At 59.8% G+C, this 25,156-nt stretch carries 28 protein-coding genes and 2 tRNA genes; 5 read left to right on the top strand and 25 right to left on the bottom strand.

What is annotated here, in order from left to right; all coding sequences use genetic code 11:
- Position 1 precedes the first annotated feature (1 nt).
- The 3 genes from dsrK to ACUM6F_RS08905 all read right to left on the bottom strand — a co-directional run bounded on the left by dsrK (position 2) and on the right by ACUM6F_RS08905 (position 2,608).
- Entirely contained in the window at positions 2-1,372 is a 1,371-nt protein-coding gene (gene dsrK, locus ACUM6F_RS08915; RefSeq protein WP_426377583.1) for a sulfate reduction electron transfer complex DsrMKJOP subunit DsrK, read from the bottom strand.
- 27 nt (positions 1,373-1,399) lie between these two features.
- On the bottom strand, positions 1,400-2,161 hold the full coding sequence (locus ACUM6F_RS08910; RefSeq protein ID WP_445349002.1) for a respiratory nitrate reductase subunit gamma: 762 nt from the start codon (positions 2,159-2,161) through the stop codon (positions 1,400-1,402).
- A 261-nt stretch (positions 2,162-2,422) separates the two neighbouring features.
- A complete protein-coding gene (locus ACUM6F_RS08905; RefSeq protein WP_425620537.1) occupies positions 2,423-2,608 on the bottom strand; it encodes an indolepyruvate ferredoxin oxidoreductase subunit alpha in 186 nt (61 codons plus the stop codon).
- 579 nt (positions 2,609-3,187) lie between these two features.
- On the opposite strand from ACUM6F_RS08905, the gene ACUM6F_RS08900 reads away from it, so the two are divergent.
- Entirely contained in the window at positions 3,188-3,430 is a 243-nt protein-coding gene (locus tag ACUM6F_RS08900; RefSeq protein ID WP_425620538.1) for an FmdB family zinc ribbon protein, read from the top strand.
- 3 nt (positions 3,431-3,433) lie between these two features.
- The gene (locus tag ACUM6F_RS08895) at positions 3,434-4,546 is read left to right on the top strand and encodes a DVU0298 family protein (protein WP_425620539.1); all 1,113 of its coding nucleotides are present in this window, start codon (positions 3,434-3,436) and stop codon (positions 4,544-4,546) included.
- Between the two features lie 86 nt (positions 4,547-4,632).
- Here the strand turns inward: ACUM6F_RS08895 and ACUM6F_RS08890 are convergent, their stop codons facing one another.
- From ACUM6F_RS08890 to ACUM6F_RS08820, 15 genes are all read right to left on the bottom strand, one after another.
- Complete coding sequence (locus ACUM6F_RS08890; protein WP_445349001.1) at positions 4,633-5,271, bottom strand: YkgJ family cysteine cluster protein; 639 nt, start codon at positions 5,269-5,271, stop codon at positions 4,633-4,635.
- Positions 5,264-5,911 carry a tetratricopeptide repeat protein gene (locus ACUM6F_RS08885; RefSeq protein ID WP_425620541.1) on the bottom strand — a complete coding sequence of 216 codons (648 nt, stop codon included), beginning with the start codon at positions 5,909-5,911 and terminating at the stop codon, positions 5,264-5,266. The genes ACUM6F_RS08890 and ACUM6F_RS08885 overlap by 8 nt, the downstream gene beginning before the upstream one ends.
- A 78-nt stretch (positions 5,912-5,989) precedes the next feature.
- A complete protein-coding gene (locus ACUM6F_RS08880; protein ID WP_425620542.1) occupies positions 5,990-6,226 on the bottom strand; it encodes a dissimilatory sulfite reductase D family protein in 237 nt (78 codons plus the stop codon).
- Positions 6,227-6,266: 40 nt separating this feature from the next.
- A complete protein-coding gene (dsrB, locus tag ACUM6F_RS08875) occupies positions 6,267-7,454 on the bottom strand; it encodes a dissimilatory-type sulfite reductase subunit beta (RefSeq protein ID WP_445349000.1) in 1,188 nt (395 codons plus the stop codon).
- Between the two features lie 79 nt (positions 7,455-7,533).
- Positions 7,534-8,949: a dissimilatory-type sulfite reductase subunit alpha gene (gene dsrA / locus ACUM6F_RS08870; protein WP_445348999.1), complete on the bottom strand. Its 1,416-nt coding sequence runs from the start codon at positions 8,947-8,949 to the stop codon at positions 7,534-7,536.
- 528 nt (positions 8,950-9,477) lie between these two features.
- Positions 9,478-9,684 (bottom strand): hypothetical protein, encoded by a 207-nt coding sequence (locus ACUM6F_RS08865; RefSeq protein ID WP_445348998.1) that lies wholly within the window; start codon positions 9,682-9,684, stop codon positions 9,478-9,480.
- 26 nt (positions 9,685-9,710) lie between these two features.
- Positions 9,711-10,052 carry a hypothetical protein gene (locus ACUM6F_RS08860; RefSeq protein WP_445348997.1) on the bottom strand — a complete coding sequence of 114 codons (342 nt, stop codon included), beginning with the start codon at positions 10,050-10,052 and terminating at the stop codon, positions 9,711-9,713.
- A 141-nt stretch (positions 10,053-10,193) separates the two neighbouring features.
- Positions 10,194-10,673: a 23S rRNA (pseudouridine(1915)-N(3))-methyltransferase RlmH gene (gene rlmH / locus ACUM6F_RS08855; protein ID WP_445348996.1), complete on the bottom strand. Its 480-nt coding sequence runs from the start codon at positions 10,671-10,673 to the stop codon at positions 10,194-10,196.
- On the bottom strand, positions 10,673-11,926 hold the full coding sequence (gene murA, locus ACUM6F_RS08850) for a UDP-N-acetylglucosamine 1-carboxyvinyltransferase (protein ID WP_425620547.1): 1,254 nt from the start codon (positions 11,924-11,926) through the stop codon (positions 10,673-10,675). Before murA ends, rlmH begins: the two co-directional genes overlap by 1 nt.
- A gap of 70 nt (positions 11,927-11,996) precedes the next feature.
- Positions 11,997-12,839 (bottom strand): peptidase MA family metallohydrolase, encoded by an 843-nt coding sequence (locus ACUM6F_RS08845; protein WP_445348995.1) that lies wholly within the window; start codon positions 12,837-12,839, stop codon positions 11,997-11,999.
- A gap of 153 nt (positions 12,840-12,992) precedes the next feature.
- Positions 12,993-13,574, bottom strand: coding sequence for a tetratricopeptide repeat protein (locus tag ACUM6F_RS08840; RefSeq protein ID WP_425620549.1), 582 nt, complete (start codon positions 13,572-13,574; stop codon positions 12,993-12,995).
- A gap of 94 nt (positions 13,575-13,668) precedes the next feature.
- The gene (locus tag ACUM6F_RS08835; RefSeq protein ID WP_445348994.1) at positions 13,669-14,931 is read right to left on the bottom strand and encodes a LysM peptidoglycan-binding domain-containing M23 family metallopeptidase; all 1,263 of its coding nucleotides are present in this window, start codon (positions 14,929-14,931) and stop codon (positions 13,669-13,671) included.
- 181 nt (positions 14,932-15,112) lie between these two features.
- On the bottom strand, positions 15,113-16,480 hold the full coding sequence (gene scfB, locus ACUM6F_RS08830) for a thioether cross-link-forming SCIFF peptide maturase (protein WP_425620551.1): 1,368 nt from the start codon (positions 16,478-16,480) through the stop codon (positions 15,113-15,115).
- Between the two features lie 19 nt (positions 16,481-16,499).
- Complete coding sequence (gene scfA / locus ACUM6F_RS08825; RefSeq protein ID WP_425620552.1) at positions 16,500-16,649, bottom strand: six-cysteine ranthipeptide SCIFF; 150 nt, start codon at positions 16,647-16,649, stop codon at positions 16,500-16,502.
- Positions 16,650-16,756: 107 nt separating this feature from the next.
- On the bottom strand, positions 16,757-17,389 hold the full coding sequence (locus ACUM6F_RS08820; protein WP_445348993.1) for a CBS and ACT domain-containing protein: 633 nt from the start codon (positions 17,387-17,389) through the stop codon (positions 16,757-16,759).
- 246 nt (positions 17,390-17,635) lie between these two features.
- On the opposite strand from ACUM6F_RS08820, the gene ACUM6F_RS08815 reads away from it, so the two are divergent.
- Positions 17,636-17,833, top strand: coding sequence for a hypothetical protein (locus ACUM6F_RS08815; protein WP_445348992.1), 198 nt, complete (start codon positions 17,636-17,638; stop codon positions 17,831-17,833).
- A gap of 185 nt (positions 17,834-18,018) precedes the next feature.
- On the opposite strand, the gene ACUM6F_RS08810 is transcribed toward ACUM6F_RS08815, so the two are convergent.
- The 7 genes from ACUM6F_RS08810 to ACUM6F_RS08780 form a co-directional block, all read right to left on the bottom strand.
- Positions 18,019-18,093, bottom strand: a tRNA-Gly gene (locus tag ACUM6F_RS08810).
- A gap of 4 nt (positions 18,094-18,097) precedes the next feature.
- A tRNA-Glu gene (locus ACUM6F_RS08805) sits at positions 18,098-18,173 on the bottom strand.
- 397 nt (positions 18,174-18,570) lie between these two features.
- Positions 18,571-19,857: an adenylosuccinate synthase gene (locus tag ACUM6F_RS08800; RefSeq protein ID WP_445348991.1), complete on the bottom strand. Its 1,287-nt coding sequence runs from the start codon at positions 19,855-19,857 to the stop codon at positions 18,571-18,573.
- Positions 19,858-20,102: 245 nt separating this feature from the next.
- Complete coding sequence (locus ACUM6F_RS08795) at positions 20,103-21,491, bottom strand: NAD(P)/FAD-dependent oxidoreductase (RefSeq protein ID WP_425620556.1); 1,389 nt, start codon at positions 21,489-21,491, stop codon at positions 20,103-20,105.
- A 58-nt stretch (positions 21,492-21,549) separates the two neighbouring features.
- The gene (gene dnaB, locus ACUM6F_RS08790) at positions 21,550-22,875 is read right to left on the bottom strand and encodes a replicative DNA helicase (RefSeq protein ID WP_445348990.1); all 1,326 of its coding nucleotides are present in this window, start codon (positions 22,873-22,875) and stop codon (positions 21,550-21,552) included.
- Positions 22,875-23,321 carry a 50S ribosomal protein L9 gene (gene rplI / locus ACUM6F_RS08785; RefSeq protein ID WP_445348989.1) on the bottom strand — a complete coding sequence of 149 codons (447 nt, stop codon included), beginning with the start codon at positions 23,319-23,321 and terminating at the stop codon, positions 22,875-22,877. Before rplI ends, dnaB begins: the two co-directional genes overlap by 1 nt.
- A gap of 4 nt (positions 23,322-23,325) precedes the next feature.
- On the bottom strand, positions 23,326-24,237 hold the full coding sequence (locus ACUM6F_RS08780) for a DUF2232 domain-containing protein (RefSeq protein ID WP_425620559.1): 912 nt from the start codon (positions 24,235-24,237) through the stop codon (positions 23,326-23,328).
- 426 nt (positions 24,238-24,663) lie between these two features.
- Between ACUM6F_RS08780 and ACUM6F_RS08775 the strand changes: the two genes are divergently transcribed.
- A complete protein-coding gene (locus ACUM6F_RS08775; protein ID WP_426377577.1) occupies positions 24,664-24,777 on the top strand; it encodes a hypothetical protein in 114 nt (37 codons plus the stop codon).
- A complete protein-coding gene (locus tag ACUM6F_RS08770) occupies positions 24,749-24,964 on the top strand; it encodes a hypothetical protein (protein WP_445348988.1) in 216 nt (71 codons plus the stop codon). The genes ACUM6F_RS08775 and ACUM6F_RS08770 overlap by 29 nt, the downstream gene beginning before the upstream one ends.
- Positions 24,965-25,156: the final 192 nt, after the last annotated feature.

Genomic DNA, 25,156 nt, shown 5'->3' with positions numbered 1-25,156 from the left:
CTTAATCCCATACCAGCGCGTTGCCCACAAGGTCGATCAATCCGTGAACCTCTACAGGCAGCTTGTGCTCTTTAACCATCGGATAGAGCTGAGCCTTGCAGATTGAGCAGGGCGCGCACAGGATTTCGGCCCCGGTCGCGCGAACCTGATCGGCCTTCTTCTGGGACGCCTGAATACGGTACTGGTACATGTCCGGATCGTCGAAAAGAATGCCCGAGCCGCCGCCGCAGCAGAAGTTCTGTTCCTTGTACGGCGTCATTTCCACAAAGTCGGTCGTGACGGCGCGGATCACGGTGCGCATGACGTCGCAGTGCCCGCACGCGCGGACGTAGTTGCACGGGTCGTGCAGCGTGACCTTTCTGGAGTTCCTGGTCGGGTCCAGTTTAAGCTTGCCGGCCTCGATGAGCGCGGCGACCTCGTCGTGGATGTGGGTGATCGGGATCCGGCGGCTGCCCACGTAGTCCGACATGGTCGGGATGTACATCTTGGCGGCGCGCCAGCCGTGGCCGCACTCGCCCCAGACGATCTTCTTGACGCCGAGCTTGACGGCCTCCTCGAAGAGCCTGCTCACCAGCTCGCGCTGGATGCGGTTCTGGTCCATGAGGTAACCGAAATTGCCGGCCTCGGTCATCCGGCTGGTCATCGTCCAGTTCGCACCGACGTACTTGAAGAACATCGCGGCGCCCTTGAGCGTGCCGGGGTTCAGCATGAAGTCAGCCGAGGACGGGATATACAAGATGTCGGACTCCGGCTTGTCGACCGGGAACTCGACGTCGATACCGTAATCGTCCTTAATCTCTTCGGCTAGGAACTCCAGGGTGTCCTCGATGCCGGCCTTGGTCAGGCCCATGTGGTTGCCGGTCTTGAGGATGGCGCCGGCGGTGGCGGTGTGCAACTGCGGACCGATACCCAGCCAATAAAGAATCTGGCGGCCGACCATGGTCACCTCGCAGGTGTCGATGCCGAACGGACAGGTGTGCCCGCACCGGCGGCATTCCGAACACTGGTAGAAGTAGCTGTACCACTTCTCCAGCATCTCCAGGGTCAGCTCCTCGGCGCCGACCAGCCCGCCGAAAAGACGGCCCTGAACGGTGAAGTAGCGCTTGTAAACCTTGCGGATCAAATCCGCGCGGTTCGCCGGGATATTGTAGGGGTCCTTTGTGCCCAGGTAGGTATGGCAGTTCTCAGCGCAGAGGCCGCATTTCACGCAGCTCTCCATCGCCATAACAAAAGAACGTACTTTTTTCCTGAATTCATCGATATGCTGGATGGCCGCTTCCACTTTCTTGTCATCCGGAACGGGGTCGCAGCCAACAGACCTCATCAGTGCTTCGTTCGCCTTTTTGGGCTGTCTCAGAGCGTTTGCACTCACTAAACAACGCACCCCCTTTCTAAACGGTTAGGGCTGGATCTGCGCGCCAGGCAGACCGCGGGGAGCCTCCCTGTACGGGCGGTTTACAATCCACCGCTCCCAGAACATGCCGAAGGTATGCATCAGCTTGGAGAACGGGAAGATGATCATCAGGATCTGTACAAACAGGAAATGGTAGAGGAAGAACGGGTTGTCCGGTAATGGAACCGGATTAAAGGTAAACAGTCCTGCCAGGACATCCCTGGCTACCTGATAGGGTACGCTAAAATCGCGGACGTTGCGCATCCAGTTGCCGATGGAAACGATGGTCAGCAAAAGGAACAGATGCAGGTAGTCGCTGGTGGCGCTCACCAGTTTAACCTTTTCAACGGCAAAGCGCCGGTAGAGCAGGATCAGAATAGCGGCGAACAGCAGCCAGCCGAACACCGTGCCCAGGAAGTCGGACGCCAGCTTACTTTGGTGAAGGGTTACCAAGTTGGGAGCCCAAACGTGGAAATGCTCACCGACCCAGTAAAAGCCGGTGACGTGCCCGCCAAGGATGTTGATCAGGGAGAAATGGAGCAGGAAAGCCCCGATCCACAGGCCGCGGTCGAACTTGAGCACGTTCCACATCGTCAGAAGCTGTACAACCGGGTGCATGACGGCCTCAACCCAGTTGCTGGGGAAAGGCGAAAGAGTGATGTTATGGACGATGCGGGGGATCATCCAGCGCCAGATACGCCAAGTAATGCCGCCGAGAAAAATAGCCACGGTGATGTACGGCAAAATCTGGCCGACAAATACTTCCATTGGCACACCTCCTTAAGGAGAAAGTGGCGCAACGGAGAGCGCGGTGCTCTCCGTGCTGAGAACCGTTTAAGAATTTCATTAGCCTCGCTCAATATAAGTCAGGACATTTAGAGCGCCGTGCAGAAGCTTTTTTCCAGACCCTCTGACGGCGGCGCAAAGCTTCCCGTCGTTCCGGCCATAAGCAGTTGGGTTTGCGCAGCCTACTGGAAGCTTATCTCTCCCTTTCACCTCCCGGTACCGGGTAATCGCCTGTGAGAGGTGTTACACCTCACTCAGCGAGGGGGCACCGTTCGGACAGACGGTAACACAGGTCTCGCAACCCATGCAGTCAGTGGATTCGTCGACGGCGGCCTTGCCGTCTTGCAACACCAGACACTGGGCCGGGCAGGCCTCGACGCATTCTCCGCAGCCGTCGCACTTGTCCTGGTCGATGGTCACTACGAACATAGGAATACCTCCTTACCCCTACATAAAGTGTTTTAGTGATTCGTCAGTTGATCCACCAATCAGCGGATAACCTTCTTCCAACTATGAATGTAGCCTATTACAGAAAACAGGTCAAGCCTTAAGGATTGCTCACAAAATCACAATCAAGAAGCATACCGATCCCTCCCGGATCGTATGCTCACTGAACCTTATTTTTAGCCATTGTCCGGTATGCCGGGATTTTCACGTTAGCCCCAGGAAAATGGAGTGCTGTACCCGGTTGCGCAACCTTTGAAACCCATGTTAAATGTTCGTTATCCACGGGTATAATCCTTCTGCTGGCACATAACTTTTTTTGACACCTCTGCTGCTATCCAGTCCGGCCGCCCGCCTCGGCGAGGTAATGCCTTGAGGCCGTCCACGGCCATTTTTACGCCGCCCGTTCGAGAGAGGGATCCGCCCGGCAGCATCCTTACGAGTTGCAAGGGCCGCCTCCCCCGTGGTAAATTTATTCTCGTATACGGGAAGCGCGAAGACAAACGAAACAATCCAGGGCACGACCGGTCGCGCTTAGTTTAATTCAAGGGGTGATAAGGGATCATGCCCATTTATGAATTCCGTTGCGCCGCTTGCGGGAGGCTTTTCGAAAAGCTTTTCCGTGACGCCGGCGAAAAGGTGGAGATCAAGTGCCCCGATTGCGGTTCGGAGGAAGCCGACCGGGTGATCAGCAGAGCCAATGCCGTTATGGGCAGCGGCAAAGGAAAGAAGGCCAAGCTGACCACCAAGTCTTGCAGCCCCGGAAGCTCGTGTCATACCCTGGAAATACCCGGAGCGGGGGACTGAAAGATGCGGCCATCGGTCGAACAGACTTCGGCAGAGGCGGCGTGCCCTTTTTGCGGTTTATCCATCGAGAGGCCGCAGGAAGTAGAGGATGGCGCGGCCCGGGAGATGCCCGTGGGGCGTTGCGCAAACTGCGGCGCCGTCTATGTTTGCGATGTTACCGGCCACAACCTGGGGGAGGCTTTTGCCGAGGCCCTGGTTTTCGCCTGCGACATGGACTGGGACCTCGCATGGGATCTCTTGCCCGAAGAGGATTACCTCCACAAAATCGTCGAGGGGTATGACCTCGAGACCAACCGGATTTATCCGGAAAAGGTCCTGGCGGGCCGCGCAGTAAAAGGAGCTCTCTCCTTTGTCAGACTGCACCAGGATATTCGGGAAGTAAAGGAAGAGGGCGTGCTCCAAAGGCTTTCGCAAAGCAGGGCCGCGTCCCCCGGCAAGACGGCGGGCGACGAACCGGAAGCCGCCGGAGAAGAGCCGCGGAAGCTGACCAAAGAAGAGGTCGAGCGCTGCATCAGGGAGTACCGGCTGGAACCGGTTGTCGCCTCCGCCCGGCTCGACAAGAAGACCGGCAGGTACATCCAGCGGCTGCTGCATTCGAACGACGAGCTGCTCCGCCTGCGGGCGGCGGAGGCCCTGGGCAGGGTGGTCACGGTGCTGGCCCCCGTCGATCCCACCTCGGCCGTGGCTATTCTGCGAGGACTGTTTACTCCCTTTGAAACCTCCAGCGCCTCTTATTGGGGGAGCGTCGACGCCATCGGGGAGATCATGGCCGCGGCGCCGGGCCTCTTCGGGGGCTACCTCCCCCGGCTCTTCCCGCTGCTCGAAGACGACGCCCTGCGGCCGGTCGTGCTGCGGGCCTTAACCCGGATCGCGCAGGAAAGACCCGACCTTGCGGGGAAGGCGACCAGGCGGGTCAAGCCGTTGCTGGACAGCCCCGACCCCGAGACCAGAGGGAACGCGGTGCGTTTCTTCGGCTGCCTGGGAACGGGCGGCGTGCGGGAGCGGCTGCTGGAACTGCAAAATGACACTGAAGAAGCCAAGGTCTACAAGGAAGGAGCGCTTGTCACCAAGACCATCGGCGAACTGGCCAAACTAGCGCTGAGCGCTGAGCACTAAGGTTCGCTAGGCGGGCCGCAGTTCGCTTTAACCGCCAGCTTCAGGCCGCCTACGGCAGCCTTTAACGGCCTTCACCGGGGCCTTTTTTATTCCGGCACAAACTCGCCGCGCAGGAGGCTTTCCAGCGGCGTTTTCAAAGCAGCCGCCACGGGGATAAGCAGGGCCGCACGGTCCAGGTCGTCCTCCCCGTCCTTCTGCAGGAGGGATTGGGACATCTGATACAGTTCCTTGTGCAGGCGGTCGAGGTTAAAAGCCGGATAAGGCCGGCCGGGGGCGAAGGCCGCCTTCCAGCACACCCGCCCGACACCCTGAACGGTGGTGGGGATGCCGTAAACGCGGCAGGTAACCGGTCGAAAAGGATAAAGGGCACAGTCGCCCTCGTCGCTGAGGAGCGGGCACCTGACGCGTTCTCTGGCCATGGCGTAGGACTGCATCTCGGGGTCGTCAGAAAAGGCGTCGTTCAACTTTTCCTGGAGCTGCTTCAGCCGCTCCTCGGCTTCGTCGGCCCGTTGCAGGATTTCCTGCTGCAAGGACGGGTCGAGTTTATCGAACCGATCCTTTAGGTAGGCCGCTTCGACCGGGAAAAGTCCGAACAGGGCGTGACAGCAGTCCGTGCAGCCCCGCTCGCACTTAACGGCGTCGGCGTACTCGCGCTGCATCCTCTCAAAGGCCAGGTCGGCCGCCAACCCCAGCTGCTCGTAGCGGGCAAACAGCTCATCAAGCATCGCCGTCCCCGCCTCGCTCTCCGCGGTAGGGTTCCAGTTCCTTGAGGAAGTCGGGATGGATCGGGTAACCGTACGCCATGGCCAGGTCGACGTGCTTCACGGCCTTGGCATGCTCACCCTGCAGGTAATACGCGTAGGCCAGGTTATTGTGGCCCAGGCCGAAATTAGGCGCCAGGGCCACCAGTTTTTCACCGGTCCGGACCGCCTGCTCGACGTCATCCTTCTGCAGGTAGGCGCTGACGAGGTTGGCCCAGGCCTGGACGATCTCGGGGTTCAACTCAATGGCCTTTTGCAGGGCATCAATTGCTTCCTCGGTCCGGACCTCCTGCAGGTACGCAAAGCCGAGGTTGGCGTACCCACGCGCATAGCGGGGTTCGATCTGGACCGCCCTGCGGTTAGCTTCGATCACTCCCTCGAGATCGCCCTTCTTGTAGAAGATGTAACCGAGGTTCACCCAGGCCTCAAACATGCGGGCGCCATCCAGGATGGCATCCTTGAAGTACCTCTCCGCCTCGTCCAGCCGGCCCTCCTGCATAGCCACTACGCCCAGGTTGTAAAGGGCCGTTGCGCATTCCGGATTGTCTTTAAGTATTTGCTTCTGCTCTTGGATCCAGCTTTCAGAATCTCGGGGTTCCGGCACCGGCTGTTCACTCCTTCCATACAAGGAAAAGGCCGCCCGCCGGCAACGGGCGAGCGGCCTCAACGAATCAGGTAAATCTTAATCCATGTCGGAGGTTTCTCCCTGGCGGCTGGCCAGGACGTACATAGTGGTGCTGCCGGTCATAAAGTAGGCGACTGTCCCCTCGCTGACCAGCTCGTTGCAGGCTTTCTTAACGTCCCGCATACCGGCCCCGGGAATCTGCTTCTTGACGGCAGTCTCCAGGTCCTTGAAGTAGTGTTTGGACTTCTTGGCGTTGGTTAGGTAATCCACAATGATTTTCTTAATCTCGTCCACTCATCAAACCTCCCCTCAAATATTGTGGGGCAGGGTAGTACTAGTCTACGCCACCCGCAGCCTTGGAAACCGCCCACGCGGCGTCCGTGTACTTAAACTGGGTGCTCGTCCGGTACGTATCGTACGCCAGACGGTAGTCGTCGATAAGGTGTTCGGTAAAGGGCAGTTCGCAGAGCTCGAAGAACTTCTCCCAGCCGATCCTCTCCGCCCAGTCGCCAAGCCGCTCGTACTTGTTAGCATGCTTCGCGTAGACCTCGACGATACGCTTGACGGTTTCGCATACCTCGGGGAACCGCGGGAAGTTGTTGGGCAGGAAGGGAACGATAACCTTCGAGAACTTCGGCGGCGAAATGCGGTTGGAGAGTTTGCCGCCCGCCAGCACGACCACGCCGTCGCCCTCTTTGTCGGAGAGCGGCAGGGCGGCGCACATGGTGTAGCAGTTCCCGCAGAACATGCAGCGCTCTTCCTTCAGCTTGACCGTCTTCTTCCCGTCCGGGGTCGTGGCCGGCGAGAAGGCGGCCTTCGGGCAGGAAGCGATAACCGTGGGGATCTCGCACATCTTGGCGAGCCACTCGTGGTCGATGATCGGCGGCTTGCGGTGGTAGCCCAGCAGCGCGATGTCGGAACAGTGCACGGCGCCGCACATATTCAGGCAGCAGGCCATCGAAACGCGCACCTTGGCCGGCAGGGTCATGCTGCCGAAGTACTCGTAGAGCTCGTCCATCAGGGCCTTGACCATCGAAGAGGCGTCGGTGGCCGGCGTATGGCAGTGAATGTAGCCCTGGGTGTGGACGATGTTGGTGATGCCGGCGCCCGTCCCGCCGACCGGGAACTTGTTGCTGCCGGAGTAGAACTTGCGGCTCTCCAGCTCCCTCTTGAGGGGCTCGATCTTCTCGTAGCTGTCGACGAGGAACTCAACGTTGTTGCGGGTGGTGAAGCGGACGTAGCCGTCGCAGTGCTTGTCGGCGACGTCGCAGATCTCGCGCACGAAGGCCGCACTCATGATGCGCATCCCGCCGGCGCGCACCGTGTAAACCTTCTCACCCGTCTCGGAAACGTGTACAATCACGCCAGGCTCCAGGACTTCGTGGTACAGCCACTTGCCGTAGTTCCGCTGGATGATCGGCGGGAAGAAATCCCAGTAGTGGCGCGGCCCGATGTCCGTGATACGGTCCTTGTTGGGGTTCTCAGGGTCGTACACCCCAAACTTGGTCGAAGAAAGACCCATATTAACACCCTCCCGTGAGAGAAATTGTGTTTCGCTTGTTCACCGTCACGCTGCCGTCAAGCGGCAAACGTAAGCCCGACTATCTCGCGTGGCGCTTCCTGTAGTCGTTGATGTCGCGCTTCCAGCCACCCGGCACGTCCTCTTCTTTCCAGAAGATGTACGGGTTCTCGCGTGGGCGCCAGACGTGCTGCGGCGCGGGAGGAAGTCCGCAAGCCTCGAGGAAGGCCGGCAGGCCGATGCGCTGGATCATTTCGCCGATACGCTCGCGGTTCTTGCCCTCTTCGATCCACAGCTCCTGCATCCTGTTGATGGCTTCCTTGATGTTGTCGTAAGGCGGCTCGGCCTTCATGAAGGGCACGATCAGGGTAGCCATCTGGGCGCCTTCAAGAATGGGGGCCTTGGCGCCGCAGAGAATGCTGATGCCGGTATCGGTCCCCGGACGCAGGGCACGCGGCATGGTGTTGATGCAATGCATGCAGCGCACGCAGTTGGCGTCGTCGATGGTCAGCACGCCGTCCTCGTACTTCATGCAGCCGCTCGGGCAGCGGTCGACGACTTCCTTGTAGATGTCGAACTTGCCCCAGTCGCGGCCGCGGTGCGAGCCGCCGGCCGGGATGAGGTCGCCCGCGATGTAGCCCTGGACGGCGTCCTGGTCGATGCGGATGTTGTCCCGCCAGGTGCCGATGAAGGACAGGTCGGAACGGGCGATGGATGCCACACAGCCGTTGGGGCAGCCGTCGAACTTGAACTTAAACTTGTACGGGAACATCGGGCGGTGCAGCTCGTCCTGGTAGTGCATCGTCATCTCGTAGCACATTTCCTGGGTGTCGTAAAGGGCAAACTCGCAACGGGCCTTGCCGACGCAGCACTCCGGCGTGCGCAGGTTCGAGCCGGAGCCGCCGATGTCCTGGCTGAGGTGGTGGGTGCACTCCTGGAAGATCGGCTCGAGCTGCTCGGTGAAGGTGCCGAGAAGGATGATGTCACCCGTGGAACCGTGCATGTTGAATACACCGCTGCCGCGCAGCTCCCAGAGGTCGGCAAGGGCGCGCAGGAAGTCGCTCTTATAGAACTTGCTGGCCGGCTGGTTCAGGCGGACGGTATGGAAGTGCGCGACCCCTGGGAACTTGTCGGGCAGGTCGGAGTAACGGCCGATGACGCCGCCGCCGTAACCGTTCACGCCCACGATGCCGCCGTGCTTCCAGTGGGTTTCGCCGTCCACAAAGGAAACCTCGAGCTGGCCCATCAGGTCTTCCACGACGTCCCTGTTGATCATCAGCCGGTCATCGGCCAGCTTCCTTCTGCGCAGCGCCTCAACCTTGAGGTCGGCCACGAAGCTGGGCCACGGCCCGGATTCCAACTGTTCCAGCATGGGGATGTCGTACTTGATCTTAAACTCCTTAAGCTCCTCGTCGGACGGGTTCTGCAGTTCTTCGTCCGTATAGATCCGCAGTTCCTGATAATTAAGGTCCTTTTGCGGGACTTTCGGCTTGAACATAACGATCATCACGCCTCCTTAGACTAAACTACTAGGCTTGATGCCTGGCGACCAAAGCCAAAAAACTTTTTCCCAGCAACCCTCCTCCTCACGCAAACTAACCAATTGACCAACAACCGGCACCCGACGTATCCTCGCAAAGGATACTACAAACCCCAGCCATTTTGACTGGTTTAGCATAGCACGCCAACCCTGACCTGTCAATTTGGCAGAAAACGGCCGGAACGGCCCCAGACAAGCAAAAAATAGCGACAGGTATCCTTCTCAACCTTCGCTCATCCGGCAGCGTTCAGGCTGCGCAACCCACTGTCCATGTTATTCGTTGCACATACTCATATTCCTGCTGGGGAAAAGAACTTTTTATAGGGAATCAAGGTCTCTCTGGAACCGTTGAGGGACAAATTTGGGAGATAAGCAGGCTTTTTGAGCAATTGGCAAATACTGCCGAAGCAATTCTCAATCTGGCTCTGCCGCAATTCACCAGACAGGGCCCGTGAAACGCCGACAGCCCCGGAAAAATGACATTTATTACAAAGATTCATCCATTTGCCTGTAACGGTGAAGAATCTCTCTTTCCTCCCGGGGAGTGAGGAAACGCAGGATCTTCTTACTCAGGATGCGGCCGTCCTTACGCGAGCGGCGGATTTCCAGCAGCACCATACGCTCCTGGATCTCGACGTCCTCCTCTTCCTCGCGCGTAAAGATTTTGCCGATGCCCATCACCAACCCCCGCACGTATCATCAGGCTGCCGTTCGTCGGGCTACCGTCGTCCGGCTGCGGATGCTTTGGCCCGGGAACGGACCAGCAGCAGGACGGCGGCCAGGACGGCGGCCAGTCCGGCCGCCAGCCCCGTTTTCACCGCCAAGAGCAGGACGCTCACCAGCACGATCTCCAGGATGACGTCCAGAAAACCGGTGGCGCGCTCCAGCCAGGCCCCGAGCAAAAAAAGCAATAAAAAGGTGGGGCGCCAGGCTACGAAGAAGAGCCCTTCTTCATGGGACTGTTGCAAAACGGCCCCCAACCCCTTTTCCTTCCTGCCCCGCTTGTACGAACCGAACCGTCGGGCAACCGGCACAGCCCTGATGGAAAAATCTGGATACATGTTAACACAGCAACGCAAGCCCTCTGCCTGCCATCGCCGGGCGTCCTAGCAGCAACAGAGGGGTTATACGCATTCCCGCTCGTTCTTGCTCATCCTTTTGCGGCGGATCTATTGCAGCCATACGGGTCAAAACGGAAAGGGCTACCAGTGATACGGTTCGCGGCGGGAGATCTTGAAGGCGCGGTAGAGCTGCTCGACCAAGATGAGCCGGAAGAGCTGGTGCGGAAAGGTCATGGATGAAAAGGAAATGACCTCGTCGGCCCGGCCAAGGAGATCGGGGCTTAAGCCCAGCGGGCCGCCGACGACGAAGGTGATGCGGCTGCGCCCTTCAAGAGCCCGCTTCTCCAGCAGCCCGGCGAATTCCTCGCTGGAGACCTGTTTTCCTTTGGGGTCCAGAGCCACCACATAGGCATCGTCCTGGAGATGACGCCGCAGCTTGTCGCCTTCCCGCGCCACCACCGCCGCCCGTTCCGCCTCTCCGGGATAGGGGCCGAAAGGCTCCTCGGGCACCTCGACGACCGTGACGCGGACGTAAGGCTTGAGCCGGCGCAGGTACTCCTCAATGCCGGCCCTCAGGAAAGGCTCCTTGACCCGGCCGACGCCCAGGATAACGACGGACATCATTGGCGCGTCACGTCAGCCCCTAGCGCGATAAGCCTGGACTCCAGGTTGAAATAACCCCTGTCGAGGAAGTGGACGTTGTAGATGTCCGTCTGGCCGTGCCCGGCCAGCCCGGCGATGACCAGGGCGGCGGCGGCCCTGAGATCGGTGGCCTTGACCTGCGCGCCTTGCAGGTGCCCGACGCCCTCGACGACGGCGACGCGTCCCTCGACCTTGATCCGGGCGCCCATCCGGCGAAGCTCCTGGGCCACCTGGAAACGGTTCTCGAAGATGTTCTCCACGATGATGCTCGTACCCGGGACGATCGAGAGCAGGCTCATCATCTGGGACTGCATGTCGGTGGGAAAACCGGGATAGGGCATGGTTTTGATGTTGATTGGCCGGAGAGGCTCCGGCGTCCACACGCGGACACTGTCCTCGAACTCCTCGACATGGACGTTGGCCTCCCGCAGCTTGGCGCTCAAGGGCTCAAAGTGGGTGGGGATGACGTTCTCCAGGGTGACGTCCCCGCCGGTGGCGGCGGCGGCGACCATAAACGTGCCGGCCTCGATGCGGTCCGGGATGACGGCGTAGCGCACCTGCCTGTCCAGGGACCTGACGCCCTCAATCTTGATGACGTCGGTCCCCGCCCCTCTGATCCTGGCGCCCAAGGCGTTCAGGAAGTTGGCGAGGTCGACGATTTCCGGCTCCTTGGCGACGTTTTCGATAATCGTCTGTCCTTCGGCGAGAACGGCGGCCATCACGATGTTTTCGGTCGCCCCCACGCTGGGGAAGTCGAGGTAGACCCTGGCCCCGCTCAGGCGGTCGGCCCGGCCGATGATGTAGCCGTTCTCCAGCCGCAAATCGGCGCCCAGGCCGGTCAGGCCTTTAAAGTGCAGGTCCATGGGACGGGAGCCGATGTTGCAGCCGCCGGGGAGAGCGATCCTGGCCCGGCCGTACTTGGCAAGCAGGGGACCCAGCAGCAGGTTGGAGGCACGCAGTTTCTTCACCTGGTGGTAGGGAGCCTCGAAGCCGGTGACAGCCCCCTGGCGGATGCGCAAGGCGTCGTCGGCCAGCCACATGCTCCCGTGGCCGAGCGCCCCGATGATTTCGAGCATGATCCGCACGTCGCTGATGTCGGGCACGTTCTCCAGGACAACCTCGTTGTCCGCGAGAATGGCCGCACAGAGGATAGCGAGTGTGGCGTTCTTTGCTCCGGAGATACGGGTCCGGCCCTTGAGCGGGCGGCCGCCGTCAATGGTTATGCGTTCCATTTAGTGTGCTTGTCCCCCTGATTTCCAAGTATAACCTCTCCAGCTACATTAGTTCCATATTCGGAAGTCTTTAAAAAGATTCCTGCTCCTGCGCCAGCCAATCCGACCAAAGACCTACCCATTCCGACAAATTAACCCCCAGGTTGGCCTCCAAGGCCCTGTCGAGGTCCCTTCCCCGCCCCAGATCGGCCAGCACGCCGCGAAGCGACGGCCACCCGAACTCTTCAGCGGCGAAGAAGACCATGCTCAAAACCTGGTTGTAGGCTCTGCTCTGGTCGGCCAGCGCGTCAAAGTCTTTAAGCTCGGCCAGGCTGTAAGCCGTGGAAAGGTCGAAGGCCAGCGGGTCGGCAAAGCGGAATCCCGTCAGCCGGTATTCCTCATACTGGGCGATGCCCTCGTTGAACCACCGCGGGCAGTTACCCCGGGTCAAAACGTCGACGGCGAGGTGCGTGATCTCGTGGGCCATGGGGCCGTTCGACTCAAACTGTTGCCTGGTGTCGTCCGCGTCCGCCCCATCCCAGGGCGCAAGAACGTGGATCGTCCCGGCCCAGTAAACCCCCATCGTGCTGTAGCCGCCGTGCCAGCCGAAGGTGCGGTTCAAGTCGGCCATGTCACCGTAGAGGACGACGGGGGAAGGTCCGAGAGCGTCAAGGCCGAAGTCACGGGCGATCACCGGGTAAAACTTTTCGGCCGCGGCCAGGACGAGCGGCGCGCTGTCCTTTTGCGCCGGCTTGCTGAAGACGATGAAGTGGTCGCCCCTGGCGGCGTACATGCCGCGGAACTGCCAGATCACGTACCTCCTATTGGCTTCCCGCGCCAGGGATTTTACGTAAAGGTCGGCACGCATGGCTGCTCCCGTCAGGATCAGCAAGCTAACCAGTAGACTAACGAAGATGCGTGCCCTCTTAGCCATCGCTTGTCCTCACCGCCTTCCGTGCCAATTATAGCGCCATGGACGATTTCCAGCCTAGTGGAAATAATCCGCAAGACAAGCGGGAGTAACCAAAAAAGGGACCGTTTATTTGAAACGGTCCCTTTTCGGTACAATGTTAGTCGAAAAGGCGTCCTATTCCTTCTTTTGCCAGACCTCCAGCAGCATCCGCGCCTGGTCGGTTTCCGGCCCCGGCCCAGCGACTTCGATGTAGCGCTGCAGGCGTTCCGCCGCCGCCTGGTAGTCGTTCTTCTCCTGCCCGAGCATCAGCGCCGACCTGAAGAGCGCAAGCTGGTGATCGGGGTTTACCTTGAGGACCTCGTCAAACTGAGCCAGGGCGAGGTCGACCTGGCCGGTGAGATAGTACAGTTCGGCCAGGCTCAGCCGCGCGTTCTGGTTCACAGCGTCGAGCTTGATCACTTCTTCGTACTGCGCGATGGCCTTTTCGAGGTCGCCGCCGTCCCGGTACCACGCCGCCAGTTGCAGCCTCGCCGCAACGTCGCTGGGGTTGTTCTTGATCCGGGATTCGAGTTCCTTGTTAACCGCGGTCACAGGCTGCTGCGACTGCGAAGTTTCCTGCTGTTCCTGCGTCGGTCCGGGGGCGGAACCCAGGTCGGGCAGGGTCCACACGACGGATGAGGCGATCAGGCCCAGGCCGATGAAAATCGTCAGCACCCAGAAAACGCCCTTTTGTCCCTTCTTGCTCAGCATTTTCATTGCGTGATCACCCGTCCCCTATTATAGCACCGGCCTGCAGCATTGCAAAGCAAAAGGGCCCGGCGGGCCCTTGCAGTCGGTGAAAACGATGTTTCTACAAGTAATTGAGCGGGTTGACAAAGCGTCCCTCGTGGATGATTTCAAAGTGCAGGTGCGGGCCGGTGGCATTGCCGGATGAACCAAGGTAGCCGATCACCTGTCCCCGCGACACCTGCTCGCCGGCCGATACGGCGATGCGCGAAAGATGAGCGTACCTCGTTACGACACCGCCGCCGTGGTTGACCACCACCATCCTGCCGTAACCGCCGCCCCACCCGGCATCCACAACCTGTCCGTCCTCGCTGGCGACAACCGGGGTTCCGGTATCAGCCGCGATGTCCAATCCGGTATGACGCCTTCCGAAATACTGACTGATGGAACCGCCGCCGCTGACGGGCCAGGCAAGGTGCCCGCCCCCACGGGAGGCGACCATCAAACGGGTTCCCCGAACCTCTTCCTGGGAAACGGGCTGCTGGACGATAGCCGAGGCTATCTGTTGCCGTTTTACGACCTTGCCGTTGTACCTGGTGACGGCGTAAACAATCTCCTTCTTGCCCTCCTTGCCCGGCTTGACGACCTTGCGGCTGCCGAGCGCCAGGCTCTTGTCCTGCCGGACTTTGACCGGGAAAGCGACCGGGACGATTTCTTTGACTTCTCCGGTGGAGACCACTGTCAGGAGAGGCTGGGTCTTTCCGACGTTCAGTTCCTGGCCCAGGGCCAGCACCTGATCCTCGGCAAGACCCGGATTGGCGGAAACCAATTCGTTGACGGTAAGCCCGCTGGCGATGGCGATGTCCCAGAGGGTGTCCCCTTCTTTAACTTTGTAGACCTTGTTTTGCCTTTGCAGTTTCTGCGCCAGGGCAAAGGCTTCTTCAATCGAAACGATGTCTTTGTTAGCCGCGTCGACTTCAACAAGCTGCACCTTCTGCAGGAAGCGGACATCGCACCCGGGGTCGGAGGGATACTTGGCTTTATACTGTTTCAAAAAGCTTTCGGCCGTCTGACGGTCGGCAAAGACCAGCTTCAGTTCGCCGTCGATCCGGACGCCGCACGCCCTGGTCCGCAGGCCCAGGGCGCCGGCCAGTTCGTCTTCCAGTTGACTGGCTGATACGAGCCGAGCGGTGTTACAGGTAAAGGTGTTGACAATCCTGATGCGCTCCTCGGGGAGTTCGCCGCCGAAATTCTCCTTGAGAGAGGCCAGCGCCTGGTCGAAAGCCTGTTTTTCCGCAACGACGGCCACGGGCTCCCCATTGACCTGGACGGCCCACACCTTGGTTTCCGCCTGAATGTTAAAGCCGATAGCAACGATTAAACTCAATACAGTCAGGCCTAGCCCGATTGGATGAGCGAAACGCCTGCTCCGCCCACGAGTCGGTATTCTAGGTTGCAAAACCTATCCCCTCCCCATGGTTAGGACATGGCTAAAAAGCCGCAGTGTGATTGTATCATAGCAAAAGTTGCACGTCCAGCCATTGCGTGCCAATATTCGACGAACGTGCTTAACTGTCACCGGAAATCTCCCGCTGACACCTCCGTTCTAGCTCTCGTGCCTTAATAAACAACGCGCATTCTAAACGTTTATGCATCAACCGGCAGCCGACGTCATACGGCTCCAGGATGCTGCCGTTCTGCAGGAAGGCGGCGGCGTGGCACCCCCCGCTGCACAGGAACTTCGCCCAGCACGCGCGGCATCGGGCCTTCGCGTAGACGTGCGCGTGCCTGAACATTTCCACCACAGGGCGGTTGGCAACGCCTGTCTCCACGCTGCCCAGCAGAAAATCCGGGCGGCCGACGAACTGGTGACAGGGATAGATCCCCCCGCCCGGCGCGACGGCCAGGTAATCGGTCCCCGCCGCGCAGCCGGTGAGGCGTTTGGCCAGGCAGGGCCCCCGGTCGAGGTCGAGCTCGAAGTGGAAGAAACGCACCATCCGGCCTTCCCGGCGCAACCCGAGGTAAGCGCGGGCCAGCCTCTCGTACTCCGCTTCGAGGCGCGGCAGGTCATCCCCGGTTAACGCGTGGGGCTCGCCGGGGGCGGCGACGACCGGCTCAATGGAAATCCGGTCGAAGCCCAGGTCCACCAGGTGAAGAAAATCGTCGGCAAAGTCGGGGTTGTGCCTGGTGAAGGTGCCCCTGATGAAGTAGTATCCTTTGGGCTCTGGATGGGCCGTCCAGGAACGGACAAACCGCCGGACGTTACGGACCACAAGGTCGTAAGAGCCCTGCCCTCCCGGCGTCAGGCGAAGGCGGTCGTGCACCTCCCGGCGCCCGTCGAGGCTGAGCACCACGTTGACGCCATGCTGCAGGCAGAAGCCGGTCACCCCTTCGTCCAGCAACAGGGCGTTGGTCGTGAGGGTGAAGGTGATCGTCTTCCCCGCCTCGGCGCCCCGCCTTCGGGCATAAAAGACGGTCTCTTTCACCACGTCCCAGTTGAGCAAGGGCTCTCCGCCGAAGAAGTCGATCTCCAGCCGCTGCCTGGAACCGGCGTTGGCCAGCAAAAACTCCACCGCCCGGCGGGCCGTATGAAGCGGCATCAGCGCAGGTCCCTCGCCGTATTGCCCCTTGCCGGCAAAGCAGTACCGGCAGGCCAGGTTACAGGCGTGGGCGACGTTTAGGCAGAGGGCCTTGACGGCGGGAGCCGGGGGCTCGTAGCCGCCGTACGGGTCGGGGCAAAAAAGAAGACCGCGCTCCTGCAGGGAGGCGATCTCTCCCTTTACCTCGGCAAGCTCCTCTGCGGCGGGGGGCTGCCCCAGCGCCGCGAAATCCTCGCCCTTCAGGACCGCCCAAGCCAAGTCGTCCACCTGGTGGAGAGCCTGGCTGTGCGCGTCGTAAACAAGCTTTACCCCTTCCAGAGAAAAACAGTGAATCAAGGTGTTCTCCCGGCCAGGATTACTTGCTTTCTTTTTTATGCAGACAGCTCTGGTTGCCGACGGTACACGAGGTCTTGCAGGCCGACTGGCAGGAAGTCTGGCATTCTCCACAGCCCTGTACGTCCCTGGACACCGTCTGCCCCTTGCTGATCGTGCGAATGTGCTTCATGATGATTCTTCCCCCTCAGTTACTTGCTTTTCAACCGTATAACCCTGTAAGCTGCTGTCACCGTAAGCTGCAACGTCTAAATACCCTACACCTGAATACCCTAGTACCTACCTGATGGATACGACGTGGAACCCCTTCCCCTCCAGCTCCCCGACCAGGCTGCTGGCGTCGGCGGTGCTGATGCGGAACATCAGCAGGAACTTCCCATTTTCGAGCTCCAGGGTGGCCACGCTAATAATGTTTATGTCTTTTTCCTTGAAGAATTGCGTGATCTCGGACAGGACGCCGATGCGGTCCGGCGTCTCAATGACCAGGCGCGTTCCGGCGCGGCGCACGCCGAAGAGACGGCCCAATCCCTCGATCATGTCGGTTTGGGTAATGATGCCGACGAGCTTATCCTTTTCGGTGACCAGGATGCTGCCGATCTTTTTTTCCCGCATGATCAGGGCCGCTTCCTCGATGGGCATATCCGGATCGCAGGTGACAGGGTTCTTCACCAGGGCGTCCTTGACCGTGACCTTAGCCAGGACGTAGTTCAGCTCGTAAACGCTCAAGGTGGTGGCCGGCGACGGGGAGACCTGCAGCAGGCCGCGTTCGGTGACGATGCCGACCAGCTTGCCGTCCTTGACTACGGGGAGGTGCCTGACCTTCTTCCTGGTCATGATCTCCAGGGCCTGAAAGATAGGGGTCTCCGGGGTAATCGTAATCGGGTTTCTAGTCATATAGTCCTTAACAAACATGGCGGGACCTCCCTTACGAGGTTTTGTTTAGATTATAGGACAAAACGGTTAGTGAAAACAAGGACAAAGCGAATAAGAGACGCGCCGCGCCGCCAAACACATCCTGATCTGTATACTGATTGAGCGGGGGAAGGCGAAACAATAATCGCGGGCCGGCAATGAATCTTCCAGAAGTTCCGTGGATAAGAAGCGTCCCGCAAAGAGCATAATAAGACTGTTCAGCACTATGGAAGAGAGGTGGCGACATTGCCGAGAAACCGCAGGTCCGATGACGCCGGGAACAAGCTCACAGCCGGTGTCAATGCCTCCCCCGCCAAGGGTAAAAAGCCCGCAGCACAGGAAACCACGGCCTTCGCTTCCGGCACCAAGAGGGTGGGGGATATGGAGGTCGCCGAATGTATCACCCCCGATTGCTCCACTCCCAAGGGAAAAGGCGGCTGCTGAGGCGCAACGGCTCCGGTCACCGGAGCCGTTGCTGTTTCCCGAAGGGGTTTGAAGGGCCCGAACCGTAAGCCCGGAAACCGGGGTTACCTCGGAAGGGAGAAACCCGCAGTTTCGCGGTGGAAAGGGTGATTGGGGTTGAACCGGCGTAAAAGAAAAGGCTCTCTGCTCGGGAGCCTTGATTTCTCTGGAGCGGGTGAAGGGGATCGAACCCTCAGCCCTCAGCTTGGGAAGCTGATGCTCTACCATTGAGCTACACCCGCAAATTGGTGACCCCACCGGGATTCGAACCCGGGTTACCGCCGTGAAAGGGCGGTGTCTTAGGCCACTTGACCATGGGGCCACAAAATCCTCGCAAAGGGTATGTTACTATAGGACCGACCCGATGTCAAGGGCAATAACTGCCACGCAACTAACGCATGAGTGGCGGGCGCCAAGCATCGGGCATTCCGGCGGAACCAACAACTTTGTTATGCCGATGCCGGCAGCCGAATCCTGTTTAGATTCTGCTGAAAAAGTAGCCTTACGAGCGGTGTGTTGTACCGGGGCATTATCTTTGGTGACTGTGTCCGCGCCAAGGAATGAACTCGCTCGCCTCGGGCGGCGCCGAAACTCGCCCGCTTTCGCGGGCGAAAAACACGTCGCCGCTGTTCCTCGGCTCGCTGCGTTCTTTGAACCAACTCCCAATGTGACCTCCGATAATCCCCCGGCGCCCGCCAAGTGCAATTCTTCAGCGGAATCTATTTAAACACGCCGCATTTAACGATCGTCTGGCTGCGCTTGGAGCCCACGCCGACAAGCGCCACCGGCACCCCGGTAAGCTCGGTGATCCGCTCCAGGTAGTCCCGGGCGGCCGTCGGTAGGTCGGCGCAGCGGGTCACCAAACTAATGTCCTCTTCCCAGCCGCGCAGTTCTTCATAGATCGGTTCGCACTCGGCCAGCACGTCGAGGCTGGAGGGAAACTCGGTCAACAGCTTCCCGCGGCAGCGATAAGCGGTACAGATCTTCAGGACCGGCAGGCCGGTCAGCACGTCGAGCTTGGTCACGGCGAAGTAATCCAGGCCGTTGACGCGCGCCGCGTAGCGTCCGATCACCGCGTCGAACCAGCCGCAGCGCCGGGGACGCCCGGTCGTCGTCCCGTACTCGTGGCCCCTGGCCCGCAGGTACTCGCCGGTGCTGTCGCCAAGCTCGGTGGGGAACGGCCCCTCCCCCACCCTGGTGGTGTACGCCTTTACAACGCCGAGGACGGTGTCGATCTTACTCGGCCCGATGCCCGACCCCATTGCGGCCGACGCCGCCGTTGGGTAAGAGGATGTGACGTAGGGATAAGTGCCGTGGTCGATGTCCAGGAGCGTCCCTTGCGCCCCTTCAAAGAGGACGTTCTTGCCCTGGGCGATCGCCTGGTGCAAGATCAGCGAGGTGTCGGCCACCATCGGCCGTATGAACTCGGCCAGCTCGGCGTAGACCGCGAAAATCTCCCCGGCGTCCACCGGCTCGCCCCCGTACACCTGCTGGATGATGCGGTTTTTCTCGGCCACCGCAAATTCGAGCTTCTCCCGGAAACCCTCGGGGTCCAGCATGTCGACGACGCGGATGCCGACACGGGCGGATTTATCGGTATAAGCAGGTCCGATGCCCCTGCGCGTCGTCCCCAGGCGACGGTCGCCCTTGCTTTCTTCCTGGAGTTCGTCCAGCAGCCTGTGGTAAGGCATGATAACGTGGGCACGCTCGCTGATCTTGATCGGCGCCGTAGGAACGCCTCTTTGCTTCAACCCCTCAAGTTCTTGCTTTAACACGACCGGGTCGATGACCACGCCGTTGCCGATAATGCACAGTTTCTCCGGATACAGGATGCCGGAAGGAATCAGGTGCAGTTTGTACTCCTGGTCACCCACGACAACGGTGTGACCGGCGTTGTTGCCCCCCTGGTACCTGACCACGATGTCAGCCGACTCAGCCAGGAAATCGGTGACCTTGCCTTTCCCCTCATCGCCCCACTGGGCGCCTACTAGTGCTATAGTAGCCAACTCTTCTCCTCCTAGGAGACCGTTGAAAAACTTCGCCTGCCCATTGGGAAGTGTGAGCCACCTCTCAAGTGCTATGCTCGTTTTCTCGAACGCTCTCCAGAACTATACTGTAAGCATCGGGCACTAAGCATTAATATACTAACGGTTAAGCGGTTCGGCGTTTAAATTCAAGGCTTAGTCTACTTCCGTTATTCCATCTAATGCTTAAAGCTTACAGCTTAGAGTCGAGACCTAAAACTACGTTTTTAGGCTCTCTTTAGGATTTCCTGCGCCACCAGGACGCCGGAGGCTGACGCCTGGGCCAGGCCCCGCGTGACCCCCGCGCCGTCGCCGGCGGCAAAAAGGTTCTTGATGCGCGTCTCCAGGCTGGGGCTTAAGGCCAGCCTCGACGAGTAGAACTTGACCTCCGCCCCGTAGAGCAGGGTATTGCGCGAGTTGACGCCCGGCGCGATCTTGTCCAGGGCTTCGAGCATTTCCAGGATGCCGAGCATGTGCCGGTACGGAAAGACCAGGCTGAGGTCCCCCGGTGTGGCCTCGGGAAGCGTCGGGCGCACCAAGCTCTTAGCCAGCTTTTCCTTAGTGCTTCTGCGGCCGGCGGTCAGGTCCCCCAAACGCTGGACCAGGACCCCGCCCCCCAGCATGTTGGCCAGACTGGCGATATAGCGGCCGTAGGCGATCGGCTCGGAAAACGGCTCGGTGAAGCTCTTGCTCACCAGGATGGCGAAGTTGGTGTTTTCCGTCTTCCTGTAAGCGTGGCTGTGGCCGTTAACCGTAATCACGCCGTCGTTGTTCTCCATGACCACTTCGCCGTTGGGGTTCATACAAAAGGTCCGGACGCGGTCCTCAAAAGTCCTGGATATATAGGTGCACTTAAGCTCGTAAAAGAGGTCGGTCAAGGGGGCCAAAACGGCCGCCGGGACCTCCACGCGCACACCGACATCGACGGGGTTGACGGCCAGCTCAAGGTTCAGGCGGCGGGCTTCCGCGGTCAGCCACTCGGCGCCCTCCCGTCCCGGGGCGACGATCACGTAGTTCGCGGAGTACGTCTTCCCGTCCGCCGTCTCGACCCCGAGGACGGTATTGTCCTTAACCAGGATCTGCGTGACGAGGGTGCTGGTCTTGATGTCCACCCGGGGAGCGAGATACTCGTACATCAGCTGCAGGATCTCGGCGCAGCGCCCCGTGCCCAGGTGCCTGATAGGCAGCGGGACCAGGCGGAGATCGGCCAGGATGGCCTTGCGCTGGATTTCCTCGAACTGCTCACGGTGTTTCACCCCGTAGACGTCCTGGGGCGCCCCGAAACGGATATAGATCTTGTCGACGTAGTCTACGTATTTTTTTAGGGCTTCGCCGCCGATATACTGGTCGAGACTGCCCCCCACCTCGGTGGAGAGGGTCAGCTTGCCGTCGCTGAAAGCGCCCGCCCCGCCCCAGCCGCATACCGTGGCGCAGGGGGCGCAGTGCCGGCAGTTGGTGCTTTTCTCCTGGGAAGGACAGAGGCGCTTCTTGATGTCCAGGCCCTTTTCAATGATCAGGACCTTGCACTTCGGATCGTGCATGGCGATCTCCAGGGCCGCGAAAATCCCGGCCGGCCCGGCACCGACGATGATCACGTCGTATTGCTTTCTCTGCATTTCCTCACCCCTCCCGAATGCCCATATAACTTTAGCAAAGGGGCACAGTGATGTCAACTTATTCTTCTCGCCTGGTGAATCCCGTAAAAAGGGTGAATTCTTTAAAGAACCCCAGCTCGACTTTTCCGGTCGGCCCGTTCCGATGCTTGGCGACGATCACTTCGGCCACGCCTTTTTGTTCCGTTTTCTCGTTGTAGTATTCGTCCCTGTAGATAAACATAACGATGTCGGCATCCTGCTCCAGGCTGCCCGATTCACGCAGGTCCGACATAATGGGTCTCTTATCCTGGCGCTGCTCCACGGCGCGGCTGAGCTGGGAAAGTGCCAGCACCGGGACGTTGAGTTCCTTAGCGAGACCCTTGAGGGACCTGGAAATATGGGCGATTTCCTGCTGCCTGCTCTCCGTCCGCCGCGCCGCTTGCATCAGCTGGATGTAGTCGATGACGATGAGACAGAGTCCTCTCTCGGCCTGCAGCCGCTTGGCTTTGGCCCGGATCTCGCTGACCGTACAGGCGGCGGTATCGTCGATAAAGATCGGCAGGTCGTTTAAGCGCGCAGCAGCGTCGGTCAGGCGTTCCCAGTCCTCTTCACGCAGGTTTCCGGTGCGCAGCCTGTATTGGTCCACCTTCGCTTCGGAACACAGCAACCGCTGAACGAGCTGTTCTTTGGACATTTCCAGACTGAAAACGGCCACCGGCTTGCGTTGCCTGTGAGCGACCTTGAAGGCGACGCTCAGGGCCAAGGCCGTCTTGCCCATACTCGGGCGGGCGGCGAGGATAATCAAGTCCGAGGGCTGCAGCCCGCTGATCTTCCTGTCAAGGTCTTCAAACCCCGTGGGAATGCCGGTAACCTGCCCCTTGCTTTCGTAGACCGCTTCGATATGGGCCCACGTGCTCATTAATATGTCCCGTATCGAAGCAAGGACGGTGGTTTCCCGGCCGGAACTCAGTTCCATGATCATCTGCCCGGCCTGCTCAAGCAGCCGCTCCGGGGCCTCCGCGTTCTCGTAGCCCATTTCGGCGATCCGGGTGGATACCCGGATCAGGGCGCGCAGCAGCGCCTTCTCCTCGACGATACGGGCGTAATACTCCACGTTGGCCGAAGTGGGCACGACGTCCAGGAGGGAGGCGACGTAGGCCGCTCCGCCGAGCCTCTCCAGCAACCCGTCCAGGCGCAGGCGCTCGGTTACCGTCAGGAGATCGACCGGCTTTTGCTCGTCGATCAGCTGCAGAACGGCCTGGTAGATGGCGCTGTGCCCGGGGTGATAAAAGTCGTCCGAGCGCAGGAAGGTGACCACCCGGTTAACGGCGTCCGGATCCATAAGCAAGGCGCCGAGCACGGCTTGCTCGGCGTCGAGGCTGTGAGGGGGTTTCTTCTCCAGCATTAAACTCCCGTGACCTCCACCGTGAATTCCGCCTGCACCCCGGGATGGAGCCTGGCAAGAACCTTGTACGTCCCCAGGCTCTTGATCGGTTCCTTCAGCTCGAACTTCTTGCGATCGATATTGATCTTGTGCTGTGCCTCGAGGGCCGCGGCGATATCCTTGGTGCTGACCGAACCGAAAAGCCTGCCGCCCTCCCCGGTCCGCACCGCCACCTTGACGGTGAGGCCTTTAAGCCTGGCGGCCATCGCGCGGGCCTGCTCGTCAAGCCTCTTCTCTTTCCTGGCCCTGGCGTCCGCGTTGCGCGCGATCTCCTGCATCCGCCCCTCCGTAACCGGTTCGGCCAATCCTTTGGGGAATAAAAAGTTACGCGCGAAACCGTCCGCCGCGTTGACGATGTCGCCTTTCCTGCCGAGGTTGCTCACGTCTTTAAGCAAAATCACCTTCACGCTTTTAGTCCTCCTTTCGCCGGAACCACTCGCGGAAATTGAAGCCCGCATCCAGAAAACCCAAAACCGCCAGGGCGGTAAAGATGACGGGGAGATAGAAAACGGCCGCCGCCAGCAGCACGACACGCCAGAACCTGGACAGGCGGGCGAAAAGCTTGAGCGCGGCTACCGTACTCAATCCCAGTGTAGCAAAAACGAAAACGGATATGACAAGGATGTTGGCTCCCGTAACCTTGAGACCCGCGATCGACCACTGGTCGCCGGCAAGATACATTCCCAGCCCGGCGATAACCATCCAGACCGCCGTCCAGGGAAGCCTCCACTCGGCAAACGGCAGGGGGTTGTCAACCGTCCCCCTCCCCGCTAAAACGTGCTGGAGGGTAAAGAATCCCGCCACCGCCATAAACCAGGCGCTCACCACGTAGCTCCCCGGCAGGACTACCGCCATCGTCTGCAACACCTGCTCCTCCAGGGGGGTCAATTCTTCAACGCCGGCCAGAAACTGCTGCGCGTCGAAAGGGTTATGGCCCAACGCCAGGAAGAGGACAAGAAGGGTTAAGCCGTGAAGGATCTGACCTGCTAAAACGCCTCCCCACAGCAGCCGTTGGGGCTTAAGCCCGTTCTTGAAGCCCAGGCCGTACAACACCCCGAGCAGCCCGAACTCGGTCACCGTCAACGCCGGATTGAGCGTCTGTAATGACAGGGACAGGAACATCCCCGATGCCAGCAGGATAAACAGGGCATAAGCCGACGTCCTTTCCCGCGTCAAGAACCCCGCGAGGGCCAGCAGGCCCAGCCCCGCAAAGAAATGAAGCAGGGGGACCAAATGGGCGGCCAGGAGCAGGCTGCCGGTAAAGGCAAAGTAATAAACCCCATCCCGAAGGGACTGTTGAAAAACTTCGCCTAGCTTTGTCATGCTCGCCGTCCAGTGCTCACGTACCAAAAAGAGGTCTGAAACCAGAGGTCAGAGGTTTGACCTGGAAGCGACCGCCTCGCGGATTTCACCAAGTCCGACTTCTGACTTCCGGCATCCAACTTCCTTATACAGTAGGGCAACGGGCTCACCTCTTGAGAACGTGCATAAAAGTCCGCGCAAGCGCCCGTCCGGGTTCCGGGAGTGCAGGAGCCCGGGATTACACCCCGGTAAGGAAGATATTTCTGTAAGAGCCGGATATTCTCCTCTGCTATTCTCCGATATTCTCCCTTAATCACAGACAAAACCAAAGAGACGGGCGTAAAATCCCCCACAGGCCTTGCAAATCCTGAGCAGTCCCGCTACTGTGAGCGTTGAGCCGCCCCTGCCCTTGAGGAGGCACACTGGCGTCAACAGATCAGCCTGGGCGTGGAACTTGTCCCCGTAGGCGACTTTTCTCTCTATGATCACGTTCTTGATACCGCGGTGATGCTCGGACTGGTGCCGAAACGGTTTGCCACAGTTTGTCAGAAAGGCGCTTGAGCTTTTCGGCGCCGAGCGGCTATGGGTCAATCCGGACTGCGGATTGAAAACCCGGGGTAAACAAGAAGCCGTAGCCGCGCTGTCCAGGATGGTCGAGGCGGCACGCCGCTTGCGGGCGGAGTACGACGCCGGCATCATCCGCAAACGCGGTGAGGAAGACTTTTCTTCAAAGCGGCGGAAGGAGTAGGAAGGAGACAGCCACGGAGGTGCCGGGCGCCGATTTCAAGCGCGCACCTCCGTGGCAGAAGGCATTAACGGGCTAAGTTAAGTAGAAACCTGTGCCGTCCCGTACCGGTAGGCCTTGTTGAGCTCCGCCAGCGTCTTCTGGTCTTCCTCGAAGATGGCGAAGTTCTCGACGATGAAGCAGTACGCCACGATC

Source organism: Desulforudis sp. DRI-14 (assembly GCF_052618305.1).
This window is presented reverse-complemented; position numbering and strand designations above follow the sequence as displayed.

Coding starts and splice junctions, on each gene's coding strand:
- ACUM6F_RS08910 (WP_445349002.1), bottom strand. CDS start 2,161: ATGGAAGTATTTGTCGGCCAGATTTTGCCGTACATCACCGTGGCTATT.
- ACUM6F_RS08905 (WP_425620537.1), bottom strand. CDS start 2,608: ATGTTCGTAGTGACCATCGACCAGGACAAGTGCGACGGCTGCGGAGAA.
- ACUM6F_RS08900 (WP_425620538.1), top strand. CDS start 3,188: ATGCCCATTTATGAATTCCGTTGCGCCGCTTGCGGGAGGCTTTTCGAA.
- ACUM6F_RS08895 (WP_425620539.1), top strand. CDS start 3,434: ATGCGGCCATCGGTCGAACAGACTTCGGCAGAGGCGGCGTGCCCTTTT.
- ACUM6F_RS08890 (WP_445349001.1), bottom strand. CDS start 5,271: ATGCTTGATGAGCTGTTTGCCCGCTACGAGCAGCTGGGGTTGGCGGCC.
- dsrB (WP_445349000.1), bottom strand. CDS start 7,454: ATGGGTCTTTCTTCGACCAAGTTTGGGGTGTACGACCCTGAGAACCCC.
- dsrA (WP_445348999.1), bottom strand. CDS start 8,949: ATGTTCAAGCCGAAAGTCCCGCAAAAGGACCTTAATTATCAGGAACTG.
- ACUM6F_RS08860 (WP_445348997.1), bottom strand. CDS start 10,052: ATGTATCCAGATTTTTCCATCAGGGCTGTGCCGGTTGCCCGACGGTTC.
- rlmH (WP_445348996.1), bottom strand. CDS start 10,673: ATGTCCGTCGTTATCCTGGGCGTCGGCCGGGTCAAGGAGCCTTTCCTG.
- murA (WP_425620547.1), bottom strand. CDS start 11,926: ATGGAACGCATAACCATTGACGGCGGCCGCCCGCTCAAGGGCCGGACC.
- ACUM6F_RS08845 (WP_445348995.1), bottom strand. CDS start 12,839: ATGGCTAAGAGGGCACGCATCTTCGTTAGTCTACTGGTTAGCTTGCTG.
- ACUM6F_RS08840 (WP_425620549.1), bottom strand. CDS start 13,574: ATGAAAATGCTGAGCAAGAAGGGACAAAAGGGCGTTTTCTGGGTGCTG.
- scfA (WP_425620552.1), bottom strand. CDS start 16,649: ATGAAGCACATTCGCACGATCAGCAAGGGGCAGACGGTGTCCAGGGAC.
- ACUM6F_RS08820 (WP_445348993.1), bottom strand. CDS start 17,389: ATGTTTGTTAAGGACTATATGACTAGAAACCCGATTACGATTACCCCG.
- ACUM6F_RS08795 (WP_425620556.1), bottom strand. CDS start 21,491: ATGCAGAGAAAGCAATACGACGTGATCATCGTCGGTGCCGGGCCGGCC.
- dnaB (WP_445348990.1), bottom strand. CDS start 22,875: ATGCTGGAGAAGAAACCCCCTCACAGCCTCGACGCCGAGCAAGCCGTG.
- ACUM6F_RS08780 (WP_425620559.1), bottom strand. CDS start 24,237: ATGACAAAGCTAGGCGAAGTTTTTCAACAGTCCCTTCGGGATGGGGTT.